Source organism: Pectinatus haikarae (assembly GCF_015732185.1).
Classification (GTDB): Bacteria; Bacillota; Negativicutes; order Selenomonadales; family Selenomonadaceae; genus Pectinatus; species Pectinatus haikarae.
Map to the genome: position 1 here is coordinate 447,577 of NZ_WIQM01000016.1, position 14,924 is coordinate 462,500.

The window sequence follows — 14,924 nt, forward strand, 5'->3', positions numbered from 1 at the left end:
AAAAATGGAATATTTTGCACTCACCAACGCGTGGCTTATTCCCTTAATGCCGGCTATAGCGTTCGTTCTGATAGGTCTGTTCTTTAAGAGATGGTCTGCTCTGTCAGCCTGCATAGCTGTTTTTGCTTCTGCTGTCAGCTTTATCTTGGCAATATTTGCAGCAATAGCTGTTATCGGCAGCGGTATCAGTGTGGATGCTCCGTTTGTCGGGCATGTCATTTGGGCAGAAGCAGCCGGTCTGCATTTTGAAATGGGTATGTTGATCGACCCGCTCTCCGTGATGATGCTGTTTGTCGTTTCACTCGTTTCCCTGCTTGTACAGATATATTCCATAGGCTACATGCGGGGCGATAAGAGTTTCGGACGTTTTTTTGCTTATATATCGCTGTTCAGTGCTTCTATGCTTGGCCTGAACATATCCGCAAATTTCCTGCAAATGTATATATTTTGGGAACTGGTAGGTTTATGTTCCTATCTGCTGATCGGTTTTTACTATCAGCGTATTGCCGCAAGAGAGGCAGCAAAAAAAGCATTTATCACCACACGTATAGGTGATTTTGGTCTGCTCATAGGTATTTTGCTGCTGCAGACTGTTTTTGGTACTGTCGATTTTCTTGAACTGAGACAGCTGCTTCCTTCTTATATTGCTTCGTACGGAACTGGTACTTTAACCATAATAGGCATCCTGCTTTTTATAGGACCTATCGGCAAGTCAGGACAATTTCCCCTGCATGTATGGCTTCCCGATGCTATGGAAGGACCTGCACCGGTATCTGCATTAATACATGCCGCAACAATGGTAGTAGCCGGTGTTTATTTGGTCGCAAGAGCATATTTTTTGTTTGCATCCGTACCCGCTCTGCTGGAATTTATTGCATGGCTCGGTGCCTTTACTGCTTTCTTCGGTGCCAGCATAGCTATATCCCAACGCGAGATAAAGCGTATCCTGGCATATTCCACGATAAGCCAGCTGGGTTACATGATGCTGGCATTGGGAGTTGGCTCCCTGACAGCCTCTTTATTTCATCTTTTCACACATGCTTTTTTCAAAGCACTCCTTTTTCTCTGTGCCGGTGCCGTCATGCATGCGATGAATGATGAAGCCGATATTTTCAAAATGGGCGGTCTGCGTAAAAAAATACCTATTGTCTTCATCACAATGACAATCGGTGTCCTGGCAATATCAGGTGTTCCTCCGTTTGCCGGTTTTTTTTCCAAGGATGAAATCTTATCGGCTGCTTTGTCAGTCAACACACCTATATATATAATAGCTGTGATAACAGCTTTTATGACGGCTTTTTATATGGCCAGACTATTATTTGTTGTCTTTTTCGGCGAAAAAACCAATATGCGGCTGCATCATATATCCTGCTTTATGCAGATCCCGTTGGTACTTCTGGCAGTTTTATCACTGGTAAGCGGTCTTGGCGGCTATATATATGATTTTGGTTATTGGATTCGCTTTGGTGCGCCGCAGCCTGAGCATATGGATATATCTATAGCTGTACTCTCCGCCGTTTTGCCGCTTCTTGCTTTCATCCTCGCCTGGAATATATATGTCAGAAAAAAATGGTCTGCCGATTGCATAGCTGCCAGGATGGGCGTATTGTATACAATAAGTTTTCATAAATATTATATTGATGAATTTTATGCTGTCTTATGCCGCTTTTTTATTGATGGAATAGGCAGAGTAATGTATTTTATCGATATTTATATCATAGGCGGCATAATAAATGTTATTTCGGGATTAGTCCTGTTTTCCAGTACACTTTTAGGAAAAATACAGACAGGCCAGACACAAAGATATGCGGCTGCATTTTTATGCGGTGTAATTATTCTCCTGCTTTGCGGTATCCTGTATTTTAATAAAATAAGCGGCATTACTGCCGGAGGAGGCGTTTTATAACAATGGAATTCCCTTTTATGTCAACAATTTTGCTGATGCCTGTTCTGGCTATATTTCTTTTGTTTTTTGTCCCCCCCTCCTCAGAAAAAACCATAAAAATCATATCTGCCACGGCAATGCTGATAAGTTTTCTGCTGACGGTCTATGTGTACATCTCTTATGACAATTCAGCAGGAGGTCTGCAATTCACAGAAAAAATTCCCTGGATAAGCGATCTTGGCGTTTCATATTCTGTCGGTATAGACGGCATATCCCTGCCCATGCTTTTTTTAACGAACATAATCGGTCTGGCCTCTGTATTCAGCTCCTGGAATATCAATAAACGGCCGAAAGAATTCTTTATTTTACTATTACTGCTGATAGCCGGTGTCACAGGCACTTTTATTGCCATGGACCTATTCATCTTTTTGCTTTTTTATGAACTGGTGGTTATTCCTATTTATATAATGGTGATAGTATGGGGTTCTACTAAAAAAGTAAGCAAAGAATACGCCGGCATGAAACTCACAATGTATCTTTTAATAGGTTCCGCCTTTATGCTGGTCGGCATAATTGCCTTATATCTTCAGGCATTTCCTCCCGGTATGCGCACATTTGATATTGTTGCTTTAGCCAATGCGCATTTTTACGGAACCTTAAGTCAGCAATTTCAAATAATTGTTTTTTTGCTTATGCTGCTCGGTTTTGGTACTCTTTTATCAATGTTCCCTTTTCACACTTGGTCTCCAGACGGTTACGCCGGTGCGCCCACAGCTGTCTCAATGATTCACGCCGGTGTTTTGAAAAAAATCGGCGGTTACGGACTTATACGCCTGGGTCTTTTAATTTTACCGGAGGGCGCAAAATTCTGGGCTCCGCTGATTATATTGCTGGGTCTCGCCAATGTTATCTATGCGGCATATATAGCGATTGTCCAAAAAGATCTTAAATATGTAGTCGGTTACTCTTCTGTATCTCATATGGGATATGTGCTTTTAGGTTTTGCGGCTCTCAACACCATCAGTTTAAGCGGAGCTGTAGCCAATATGGTAGCACATGGTATTATGAGCGCGTTATTCTTTGCTATGATCGGTTATGTATATGAAAAAACTCATATGCGCAGTACGGAGCAGCTGCACGGACTTGCCCACCAAATGCCAAAAATAGCTACCGGTTTCATGCTGGCAGGTATGTCTTCTGTCGGTCTGCCGGGACTTATCGGGTTCATTCCAGAGTATACTACCTTCGTCGGCTTATTTGCCAAATATCCTGTTCTGGCAATTGCTGCCGTATCGGGTATAATATTCACCTCTATTTATATTCTACGGGTTTTGCAGAAAATCTTATTCGGACCGCGGGACAGCAGATTCGATTGTTATAATGATGCGAAGGGTGCCGAATTAGTCCCTCTGTTTCTATTGAGTGCCGTTCTCATTTTATTCGGCCTGTTTCCGCAGCTTTTGCTGGCTCCGATAAACAGCGGTATATCACCCTTAGGACCATTCCTTGACAGATTAAACGCGGCCCCTTCCCTGCTCTTTACTTTAGGAGGGATATGGTAATGAATTTATATGTTATTTATCCGGAAATTACTGTTTCGATTTTGGCATTGCTCTTGACGGTATTTGATCTCTTGCTGCCATCTAGAGAAACTCGTCGGTCTCTTGGCTATACAGCCCTACTGGTTCTATCAGTCTTGGCTGCAAGCCTGTTCTGGCAGTATCATATTACAGCTTCTCCTTATTTTTACCAGAATATGTTCTATTATGATAATTATGCCATCTTTTTCAAACAGCTTTTTTTACTGGCTGTCATTCTGACTATTCTTTTTTCTTTACGCTACACAGAGTCTATAAAATACAAAAGTGAATTTTATTCCATGCTTTTATTTGCGCTTGCAGGCATGATGATACTTGCTTCAGCCAATGACTTTCTGACTATGTTTATCGGTCTGGAACTTATGACTATAAGCTTTTATGCTTTGACCGGTTTCAGTATGAATGATAAAAAATCTTCTGAAGCGGCTATTAAGTATCTTATTATAGGCTCATTATCCACTGCTGTTATGCTTTATGGCATAAGTCTTATTTACGGAACGGCTCACAGTTTTTCTTTCTCTGCAATAAACGGAAATCCTGACATTTTTTCGTTGCTCAGCATAGCAGGAATGATGATGATAATTTCTGCCATGTTTTTCAAAATGTCTGTCATCCCTTTTCATATGTGGTCTCCAGACACATATGAAGGTGCTCCCACACCGGTTACCGCTCTTTTAGCCATGGGTTCAAAGGCAGCTGCTATCTCCGTCTTCATGCGTATACTTTTTGCGGCTTTTTGGCCGGCAGCCGATTATTTTCTGCCGATTTTATCCGTTTTTGCAGCTGTTTGCATGATCGGCGGCAACATCGCTGCAATGCGGCAAAAAAATATTAAAAGAATGCTGGCTTATTCCTCCATTGCTCAAGCAGGATATATGCTTGTAGGGATTTGTGCCGCAAGCCTGCAGGGCATAAAGGGCGTTCTGTTTTATGCTTTTCTGTACATTTTGGCAAATGCAGGTGCCTTTGCTGTTCTTACTGTTGTTGAATTCTACAAAAAAGGTACTAACTATGATGATTTTGCGGGACTTTCGCAAAGTTCCCCCCTTCTGGCTATGGTCATGGCTGTATCGCTTCTTTCTATGGCTGGTATTCCCCCTACTGCAGGCTTCGCCGGTAAACTTTATTTATTCATGGCAGCTGTCGAGCATGGCTATCTATGGTTGGCATTTGTTGGTTTTATAATGTCTATGCTTTCCGTTTATTATTATCTCAAGGTAGTCAGAGTAATGTACAGTGACATACTTGATCCCGTCAATATCAATATATCCAGTTCCTTGCGCACTGCCATTTTAATCAGTATGACAGCCACCGTGCTCTTTGGTATATGGCCTCAATACTTATCCGTACTGACAAATCTTGCAGCCGTTACATTTCTAAAATAATCTAAAAACCACCCGGAAAAAACCTTAAAAAAAGTGCTAAAACCTGACTGATAAGTTATAATAATACTGTAGTCACATCACACTTGGTACTGAATCACTGATTGATCCCAGACATACCGTCGATCAAAAATTTGATTGATGCGCCTGAAAAGTATTCATAATTTTTCTATGGAGGAATACATGGTAAAAATATGTTTCTTATGCCACGGTAATATCTGCCGAAGTCCTATGGCCGAATTTGTTATGAAAGATCTGTTGCGGCACCGTAAACAGGAAGGGCAATTTCTGATAACTTCAGCGTCCACCAGCAGCGAAGAAATCGGCCGTGATATGCATCCTGAAACAAAATCCAAACTTCGGCAGAAAAAAATTCCCTATACTGTGCACCGGGCAATACAATTTACCCAGGCAGATTATCTGAAATACGACTATATTTTAGTCATGGATAGGCAGAACATACGTGAACTGCAATCGATCATCGAAAAAGATTCAGCACGAAAAATTCATTTGTTGCTTTCTTTTACAGACAATGTCAGTGAGATAGCGGACCCTTGGTACACGGGAGATTTTGATTGTACTTATGATGATATAGCGAAAGGCTGCATGGCTTTTTTGCAATATATTATTAAGGATACCAAATTAACAGCGAAATCCAGTCAATGAATAAGCAGGAGGTTTGCCAATATGATCATAGCAGTACCTTATGAAAAAGAACAAGTGTTTCAGCATTTTGGAAAAACGGAAACTTTTAAATTCTACAAAGTCAGCAAACATGCCATAATCAATACAGAAATGATCTCTGTCAGCGGCAGCGGGCATGGGAAGATAGTCGACATCCTTAAAGAAAAGGAAATTGACATTCTTATCTGCGGAGGAATCGGCAGCGGCGCTCAAGACCTGCTGAAGCAGAATGGGATCCAATTTTTTGGTGGAGTTACCGGAAAAACCGATAAAGCTGTCAATGATTATCTTATGGGCAGTCTCCAATACGATGCCGATATACGATGTGACCATCACGACAGCCACAACTGAAACCAGGAAAAATAAATCTAATGACAAAATTGCCTTAGAGAACACTCACTCTGTTCTCTAAGGCAATTTTGTTGCTGAAACGATTTATTTTCTGCCGAATATATAATAATAATTAAAATCACTTTTAATTATGTGTCCTACCGCAATTTCCTGAATAAGATATTTTGCAGCATCAATAAAAGTTATTTTTTCGTCTTTCAGATTTCTAAAGACAATATCTGCATTTTTTAGCAATAAGCTATGGTTTTCTTTATGCTTGAGATATAACGGATAACCCGCCTTGGCCAAGATTTCCGCCTCGCGCTTAAAATGATTCTTAAGCTCCTCGCCAAGTGTTATAAACAAATCAGCAGGATTTTTGGATTCAGCAGCGGAAAAACAGCTATGTATAATTTGATTGGAAACACTTATAAGCCGATGATGATCCCTGTCAATATGGATGTTGCCGCTTTTGAAAAAAGGACCCCATTGGATAGTCGTCGGTTTATCATTATATATTATTTTCAGTTCTTCATCGCTTATGACTTTATTCCTTCCTGTAAGCTTGGCAAGATAAAGTGAATTATCTGTCCTCTTAAAAATTGTTTCGTCATCATCATTCTCGCGGTACTGCGTCACGCCAAAGCTTGCCGTAATAGCACCTATTTCCTTAAAATAATGCCCTGCTATGATCGCACGTATTTTTTCGGCAACATTTGTTGCCGAAGTCACATCCGTGTTTATGAGCAGGATAATAAATTCTTCACCGCCCCATCGGCATAAAATATCTGCGGCGCGTAAATTATCATTTAATACGCATGACAATTCCTTGAGCACAAAATCTCCCTTAAGATGACCATAACGATCATTTACTGTCTTGAAATGATCTATATCCAATAAGATAAATGATAAAGGCTGCTTTGTCCTGTTAATTTCTTTTAATTTATTCTGGCAAGTTTCGATAAAATATATTCTGTTATATAATCCCGTCAAAGCATCTTTAGTAGCCAAATTAAAAAGTTTTTCATTTTTTGAAAGCAATTCCTTTTTGAGATAATATTGACTGACACATGATTTTATCCTGGCCATAAACATTTTGAAATCAAGTGGTTTCAATACAAAGTCATTAGCGCCAACGCTCAGGCAATGAGGCAGAATATTTTCATTATTATAAGCAGTAACCAAAATAATAATAGCTTCCTCGTTTTTTTCACGAATATACGAAATAACATCATCACCATTATATTCAGGCATTACTAAATCTATCAGAAAAAAATTGTATTCCATGGCATGTTTTAAAAATTCTGATGGCTTCTGATAATAATCGACATTGCATATACCATGTGTATTGAAAAATGTTTTTATTATCTCAATTGAAAAACGGCTGTCATCAATAACTGCTATTTTGAACGTTTTTATCAGATTTATATTTTCCCGTTCTTTTTTTATAGTTTGCAAATAACGTACAAAACTGGCAGAATTGAATTGGTCTTTTTTAAAATAGGCCATGATCCCCATATTAAAACATTGCTTTTTTATTCTGAGATTATCTTTTGCTGTGATTATAATAACAGGCGGATATACGAATCCGGTAGATGTCAGTTTTTTTATAAAATCATTTTTCAATATGCGATGAATATCCTGATCAATTACAAGCAAATCAAATTTTTTCTCACTTATCCTTCTTGATGCTTGTTCAAACTCATCTGTACGTTCATATGAAAAGTCTTCTTGCATAGCAATATCAGAAATTCTTTTTGAAAATGACTTATCATTTTCAAAATGCAGCAACAACATATTATCCCCCCAGTTATCATAAATAAAATAATACTACTGCATCCACACTCAAAATATTCAGCAAAATCTTTTTCATGCCAACTATATTTAAATTCGCAGCAATTATTATGCCGTAAATTTTTATAACCGGCAACGCATAAAAATGAGAAGCAATAAGTCTAATTATAGCATATTTTAGAGAAAATATATCTACTTATACAAATGAAACAACGCTGAACACAAATCATTATTCAATAATGAACGACAAATCATTTCCCCAAAAGTCCGCCTAATATGCGCATGCCTGTTTCTATCTGCTGGAGGGAAAGTGACGCAAAACTGATCCGTATATGCTGCCTGTCAATATGACGCGGATAGAATCCTGTACCATCTGTCAACAATAATTTGTTATCTTCCGCTGTCCTGCATAATTCATCAGCAGTCACTCCCTCTGGCAGTTTTAGCCAAAAAGAAAGTCCTCCGTGTGGATTTCTCCAAGATACAGTGGCCGGCAGATACTGTTTTGCCGTATTATAGGCAAAATCAAATTGCGCACTATATATTCGTCTAATATCACCTACATGTTTTTGCCATAGGCCCTCACGCAGATAAAGATCGAATATTCTCTGAGTAAAACCGGATGTAGAAATATCGGCAATATATTTTACTTGCAACAACTTCTTTGATAAACATTCCGGCATATTTAAAAAAGCGATCCGCAGTCCCGGCATAAAAATTTTAGAAAAACTTTTTATATAGATAATCCTGTCATCCCTATCAAGTGATTTAAGTGGAAATAAAGGTGACGGACAATATGATAATTCACTTATATAATCATCTTCCAAAATAAAAGTATTATAATACCGCGCCAATGATAAAAGTTGATTTCGTTTTTTCAAACTATACGAACAACCTGATGGATTTTGCAGCACCGGCATTAAATAAATAAGTTTGGGATGAAACCGGCGCAGCTGAGATTCCAATACATTTAGATCAATACCATCCTCTTCAAGAGGTATATCTATTATTTTTGCTCCTCTTGCCAAAAAAGCAGCCATAGCTCCCGGATAAGTTGGCGTTTCAGTGAACACATAGTCACCATGATTTAACAGAGTGCGCGAAACTATATCAATTCCCTGTTGTGCTCCCGAAATTATTTGCAGATTATGAGCATCTGTAAAAATTTTACTTTTCCGCAAATATTGGGCAATAGACTGGCGCAAGGGAAAAAAACCTTGACTTTCCTGATAGGTAAAGGCACGCCCCTGATCCCGATCCAATATTTTTATAAGAACTTTTTTTAATTCGTCCACAGATACAATATCAGGATTCAGCGATATGCTGCGCATATTTATAAAAGATATATTTTCTCTGGGATCCAATAATTCCGGGGTATATATTTTAGCTGTATCAAACTCATAGTCAACAGCTGAATGAACAGCCATAGGCTGCTCAGAAACATAACTGCCGCTGCCTGCTGCGGAAAAAATAAAACCATTTTTTTCCAATTCTTTATATGCATTTACTACTGTTCCTGTATTTATAGATAAATAATCAGCCAATTTTCTCACAGGTGGAAGTTTATATCCCGGAGCAAATATTCCTGAACGAATTAATTTCAAAAGTTCACTATATAATTGAACATATAATGCTTCTTTTGTATTTCTTATTAATTGTATCGATACAAAGTCATTGAATTCCTTTTTCATATTGCATTTACTCCATATATTTGTTAAAATAAGAAAATTTATTAAAATCATCTTACAATTGTACTAGTACAGTTCTATTTTAATAAATTTCCAAAATTTGTCAATAAGGAGCTAAAATTTTATGGAATCAAGATATCAATTAAACAAAGATCTTGCTCAAATGCTTAAAGGCGGCGTAATCATGGATGTCACCAACGTGGAACAGGCCCAGACGGCGGAAGAAGCAGGTGCCGTTGCTGTTATGGCGCTTGAACGGGTCCCTGCTGATATCAGACGCGAAGGCGGTGTCGCACGCATGTCCGATCCGAAAATGATCCGTGAAATAAAAGAAATTGTATCCATACCAGTTATGGCAAAAGCACGGATAGGTCATTTTGTTGAAGCGCAGATATTGGAAGCCGTGGGAATAGATTATATAGATGAATCTGAAGTTCTCACACCTGCGGACAATACAAATCATATTGATAAAGCTTCTTTTAAAATCCCCTTTGTATGCGGGGCAAGAAATTTGGGAGAAGCCCTGCGGCGCATAGGTGAAGGGGCTTCAATGATAAGAACGAAAGGAGAAGCCGGCACTGGCAATGTGGTAGAAGCAGTAACACATATGCGTACTATGTTGAATGATATACGCCGTGTCAAACTGGCCTCCCCAATGGAGCTTATGAGTATAGCTAAAGACTTTGGCGCACCAATCGATCTCATCAAATACGTTCACGATAATGGTTCTCTGCCTGTGGTAAATTTTGCAGCCGGCGGCATTGCAACCCCTGCCGATGCAGCATTGATGATGCAGCTTGGGGTCGACGGTGTTTTTGTGGGATCCGGTATATTCAAGTCAGGAAATCCCATGAAAAGAGCAAGAGCGATTGTAGAAGCTGTCACATACTATAATGACCCGCAGAGACTGGCAAAAATTTCCGAAGACCTTGGACCGGCTATGGTGGGAATTAATATCGAATCAATTGACGAAAAGGAAAAATTTGCTGACAGAGGTTGGTAATAATGAAAAAAATAGGTGTTTTGGCTATGCAGGGAGCTGTCGATGAACATCTGAAAAAATTAAAAGCAGTTGGTGCAGCGGGCCGCAAGATACGAAGTGAAGATGAACTTGATCAAATTGACGGTATTATCATTCCCGGAGGTGAATCCACAGCTATAGGAAAATTGCTGGAAGCATTTGGCCTAATGGAGCCATTACATAAGAAAATAGATGCTGGTATGCCGGTGTGGGGAACATGCGCAGGTATGATCTTATTAGCTAAACATATCTGTGATCAGAAAAAAACCTATCTTAACGCTATGGACATACTTGTCCGCCGCAACGCTTACGGCGGACAGCTGGACAGCTTTACCGCAATGCAGCGTGTCAAACATGTATCGGCAAATGAAATACCTATGGTATTTATTCGTGCACCATATATCGACAAGGCAGATAAAGGAGTGGAAATCCTGGCAGAAACACGCGGACATATTATAGCAGCGAAACAAAAAAATATGCTGGCCACTTCTTTTCACCCTGAACTGACCGCAGATAACAGTTTTCATAAATATTTTGTTGAATTATGTTGATCGGATATACTTTTTCTTAAGAATTTTTATACAAAAAGAGCAGGGCATTTGCCCTGCTCTAAAAGTTATGCTGTATTTCCTTAAATTGTTTTACTAATATAATAGCCAGTATATTGTCTGCGTTATTATATAAAAATATATACAAAAAACCAGATTCTCTATTGAAAATCTGGCTGCACATTCTATGGCAGGGGCAGAAGGACTTGAACCCTCAACCAATGGTTTTGGAGACCACTACTCTACCAATTGAGCTATACCCCTATGGGGTGACTAGTGGGGATCGAACCCACGCAATAACGGAGCCACAATCCGCCGTGTTGACCGCTTCACCATAGCCACCATATTAATAGAAAAAGCAATATCAGGTTATCAAAATGACAACCTGATATAAACTGAACCGGCAGCAACCTAATCTCCCAGGGGGCTGCCCCCCAAGTACCTTCGGCCTGTGGATGCTTAACTACTGTGTTCGGAATGGGAACAGGTGGATCCATCCAGGTATCGCCACCAGATGCTTCAGATCTTACTGCTTTAGCAGTCTAGAGATGAAGTACGCAAAGTGAGCATCGCGAACGACGCGTTTCCTTGCCCTTCTTAGTGCTTCAGCACTTAGAAATAAAGTACGCAGAGTGAACGCTAGTGAACGCGCGTTTCCTCTAAAATTATCTTAATGCTTTAGCATTGAGATAATCAGCACGCAAAGTGAGTTTACGAACGCCGCGTTTCCTCAAACGTTCTTTTCTGCACCTTAGTGCTCATATATAAAGTAAACCAGGAACTAATCTGCTGCTTTCCCTTTACCTATATACTTTCATGAGTGATCTTGCACACTCAAAACTTCACAGAAGAAATCAGGACCAAACATTTATAGATGAAATTAAGTTAAGCTCTCGGCTTATTAGTACCAGTCCGCTTCGTATGTCACCATACTTCTACTCCCGGCCTATCTACCTCGTCATCTTCAAGGTGCCTTCCAAGCCTTACGGCTCTGGGAAACCTCATCTTAAGGCAGGTTTCACGCTTAGATGCTTTCAGCGTTTATCCTTTCCGAACGTAGCTACCCAACTGTACCCCTGGCGGGATAATTGGTACACCATTGGTTCGTCCACTCCGGTCCTCTCGTACTAGGAGCAGCCCCCTTCAAGTTTCTTTCGCCCGCGATGGATATGGACCGAACTGTCTCACGACGTTCTGAACCCAGCTCACGTACCACTTTAATGGGCGAACAGCCCAACCCTTGGGACCTGCTTCAGCCCCAGGATGTGATGAGCCGACATCGAGGTGCCAAACCTCCCCGTCGATATGGACTCTTGGGAGAGATTAGCCTGTTATCCCCAGGGTAGCTTTTATCCGTTGAGCGATGGCCCTTCCACGCGGTACCACCGGATCACTAAGCCCTGCTTTCGCACCTGCTCGACTTGTTGGTCTCGCAGTCAAGCTCCCTTCTGCCTTTGCACTCTTTGCGCGATTTCTGGCCGCGCTGAGGGAACCTTTGGGCGCCTCCGTTACTCTTTCGGAGGCGACCGCCCCAGTCAAACTGCCCGCCTGGTACTGTCTTGAAGATCGTTACTCTTTCAGTTAGATGCCCGTTAAATAAAGGGTGGTATCCCAACAATGACTCCTCACTGACTTGCGCCAATGTATCTAAGTCTCCCACCTATCCTGTACGTTATTTACCGAATATCAATGCCAGGTTACAGTAAAGCTCCATGGGGTCTTTCTGTCCAGTCGCGGGTAACCTGCATCTTCACAGGTATTTCAATTTCACCGGGTCCCTCGTTGAGACAGTGCCCAAGTCGTTACACCTTTCGTGCGGGTCGGAACTTACCCGACAAGGAATTTCGCTACCTTAGGACCGTTATAGTTACGGCCGCCGTTTACCGGGGCTTCAATTCGGGGCTTCGGATTGCTCCTGACTCCTCTTCTTAACCTTCCGGCACCGGGCAGGTGTCAGCACCTATACGTCAGATTTCTCTTTCGCAGGCACCTGTGTTTGTGCTAAACAGTCGCTTGGGCCTCTCTTGTGCCACCGCCTTCAGCTCCACCCGTTCGGGTTTCACCGTCTGCGGCTATCCTTTTCCCGAAGTTACGGATATATTTTGCCGAGTTCCTTAACGAGGGTTGTCCCGCGCACCTTAGGATTCTCTCCGCGCCTACCTGTGTCGGTTTTGGTACGGGCACTTCTTCTCTCACTAGAAGCTTTTCTCGACAGCGTAGCTCGTTTGAATTCGGTTCCTCCGTAGATTCACCTATCTATCACTTCTCAGCCTTCTCACATGGCGGATTTGCCTGCCATGCAGCCTACCGGCTTCGACGCGCTCTTCCATTCGCGCGCTCAAACTGCTTTCTGTGTCACTCCTTCGTTCAATCGATCCGAAGTGGTACAGGAATTTTTGCCTGTTGTCCATCGCCTATGCTTTGTGCCTCGGCTTAGGTCCCGACTTACCCTGGGACGACGAGCGTTGCCCAGGAATCCTTAGGCTTTCGGTGGAACAGATTCTCACTGTTCTTTTCGTTACTCATACCGGCATTCTCTCTGCTGTACGCTCCAATGCTCCTTACGGTACATCTTCAGTCGCATACAGTATGCTCCCCTACCCAGTATATATTTCTATATCCTGCCACGGCTTCGGTTCTGTGCTTGAGCCCCGGTCATCTTCGGCGCAGAGCCTCTCGACCAGTGAGCTATTACGCACTCTTTTAATGGTGGCTGCTTCTGAGCCAACATCCTGGTTGTTTATGAAGTCCTACATCCTTTTCCACTTAGCACAGCATTTGGGACCTTAGCCGGTGATCTGGGCTGTTTCCCTTTCGACTACGGGTCTTATCACTCGCAGTCTGACTCCCAAGTATTTTATTACAGCCATTCGTAGTTTGACTAGGGTCGGTAGGCTTTACGCCCCCTTGCCTGATCAGTGCTCTACCGTCTGTAATCTTCCCTTGAGGCTAGCCCTAAAGCTATTTCGGGGAGTACCAGCTATCTCCGCGTTCGATTGGCATTTCACCCCTATGCACACCTCATCCCAAAGTTTTTCAACACTCACGGGTTCGGTCCTCCACGCATTTTTACCTGCGCTTCAACCTGGACATGCATAGATCACTGCGGTTTCGGGTCTACACCATATTACTTAACGCCCTATTAAGACTCGCTTTCGCTTCGGCTCCGTGTCTTCCACTTAACCTCGCAATATAATGTAACTCGCCGGTTCATTCTTCAATAGGCACGCCGTCGCTCTCTTACGGAGCTTCGACTGCTTGTAGACATACGGTTTCAGGTTCTATTTCACTCCCCTTCCGGGGTTCTTTTCACCTTTCCCTCACGGTACTATGCGCTATCGGTCGCCAGTTAGTGTTTTGCCTTGGAGGGTGGTCCCCCCAGCTTCTCGCAAGGTTTCTCGTGCCCCGCGATACTCTGGATCCCGGCCCTTAAGTTCCGCTTTTCGCCTACGGGGGTTTTACCTCCTATGCCTGACCTTTCCAAGTCATTCGGCTAAACGTTCCTTAATTTCTGCCGGTCCTCAACCCCGTATCACCGAAGTGTTACGGTTTGGGCATCTGCCCATTTCGCTCGCCGCTACTTTGGGTATCTCGTTTGATTTCTCTTCCTCCGGGTACTTAGATGTTTCAGTTCCCCGGGTTTACCTTCCTTTCGGATGTCAGAACTTCTTCTGACGGGTTGCCCCATTCGGATATGTACGGATCACTAGATGCTTGCTCTTCCCCGTACCTTTTCGCAGCTTACCGCGTCCTTCGTCGGCTCCTGGCGCCAAGGCATCCACCGTATGCCCTTATTCGCTTAACTTCGTCAAACCTGCCGTTAATACCATTTTGCTTCGTCAGTGCTTTGCTTCACTCATCAGCGTATATTAATACACTTTCTTCATTCAGCTTTGCCCTTCCTTGCATTATGATGTTTCTTGCAGCTTTGCCGTTACATTCTAAGATCACTCTTAAAATGTCACCTTTTAGCTTAAGTTCATATGTTTCGTCT

Annotated in this window: 9 protein-coding genes, 2 tRNA genes and 2 rRNA genes; 7 read left to right on the forward strand and 6 right to left on the reverse strand. The window is 41.9% G+C overall.

Annotation, left to right across the window (positions count from 1 at the left end; genetic code table 11):
• Positions 1-4 precede the first annotated feature (4 nt).
• The 5 genes from nuoL (at position 5) to I6758_RS12750 (ending at position 5,900) form a co-directional block, all read left to right on the forward strand.
• Positions 5-1,906, forward strand: a complete 1,902-nt coding sequence (nuoL, locus tag I6758_RS12730) for an NADH-quinone oxidoreductase subunit L (protein ID WP_196605633.1) — start codon at positions 5-7, stop codon at positions 1,904-1,906.
• Between the two features lie 2 nt (positions 1,907-1,908).
• A complete protein-coding gene (locus I6758_RS12735) occupies positions 1,909-3,447 on the forward strand; it encodes a complex I subunit 4 family protein (RefSeq protein WP_196605634.1) in 1,539 nt (512 codons plus the stop codon).
• On the forward strand, positions 3,447-4,868 hold the full coding sequence (locus I6758_RS12740; RefSeq protein WP_196605635.1) for an NADH-quinone oxidoreductase subunit N: 1,422 nt from the start codon (positions 3,447-3,449) through the stop codon (positions 4,866-4,868). Before I6758_RS12735 ends, I6758_RS12740 begins: the two co-directional genes overlap by 1 nt.
• 180 nt (positions 4,869-5,048) lie before the next feature.
• Entirely contained in the window at positions 5,049-5,531 is a 483-nt protein-coding gene (locus I6758_RS12745) for a low molecular weight protein-tyrosine-phosphatase (protein ID WP_196605636.1), read from the forward strand.
• Between the two features lie 21 nt (positions 5,532-5,552).
• Positions 5,553-5,900, forward strand: coding sequence for a NifB/NifX family molybdenum-iron cluster-binding protein (locus I6758_RS12750; RefSeq protein WP_196605637.1), 348 nt, complete (start codon positions 5,553-5,555; stop codon positions 5,898-5,900).
• Between the two features lie 84 nt (positions 5,901-5,984).
• On the opposite strand, the gene I6758_RS12755 is transcribed toward I6758_RS12750, so the two are convergent.
• On the reverse strand, positions 5,985-7,676 hold the full coding sequence (locus I6758_RS12755; protein WP_196605638.1) for a diguanylate cyclase: 1,692 nt from the start codon (positions 7,674-7,676) through the stop codon (positions 5,985-5,987).
• A gap of 248 nt (positions 7,677-7,924) precedes the next feature.
• The gene (gene pdxR, locus I6758_RS12760; protein ID WP_196605639.1) at positions 7,925-9,364 is read right to left on the reverse strand and encodes a MocR-like pyridoxine biosynthesis transcription factor PdxR; all 1,440 of its coding nucleotides are present in this window, start codon (positions 9,362-9,364) and stop codon (positions 7,925-7,927) included.
• A gap of 121 nt (positions 9,365-9,485) precedes the next feature.
• Between pdxR and pdxS the strand changes: the two genes are divergently transcribed.
• A complete protein-coding gene (gene pdxS, locus I6758_RS12765) occupies positions 9,486-10,364 on the forward strand; it encodes a pyridoxal 5'-phosphate synthase lyase subunit PdxS (protein WP_196605640.1) in 879 nt (292 codons plus the stop codon).
• 2 nt (positions 10,365-10,366) lie between these two features.
• Complete coding sequence (gene pdxT, locus I6758_RS12770) at positions 10,367-10,933, forward strand: pyridoxal 5'-phosphate synthase glutaminase subunit PdxT (RefSeq protein WP_196605641.1); 567 nt, start codon at positions 10,367-10,369, stop codon at positions 10,931-10,933.
• A gap of 185 nt (positions 10,934-11,118) precedes the next feature.
• On the opposite strand, the gene I6758_RS12775 is transcribed toward pdxT, so the two are convergent.
• From I6758_RS12775 to I6758_RS12790, 4 genes are all read right to left on the reverse strand, one after another.
• Positions 11,119-11,194 (reverse strand) — tRNA-Trp (locus tag I6758_RS12775).
• A 1-nt stretch (position 11,195) separates the two neighbouring features.
• Positions 11,196-11,272, reverse strand: a tRNA-His gene (locus I6758_RS12780).
• Between the two features lie 56 nt (positions 11,273-11,328).
• Positions 11,329-11,445, reverse strand: a 5S ribosomal RNA gene (gene rrf, locus I6758_RS12785).
• Positions 11,446-11,811: 366 nt separating this feature from the next.
• Positions 11,812-14,735, reverse strand: a 23S ribosomal RNA gene (locus I6758_RS12790).
• Positions 14,736-14,924: the final 189 nt, after the last annotated feature.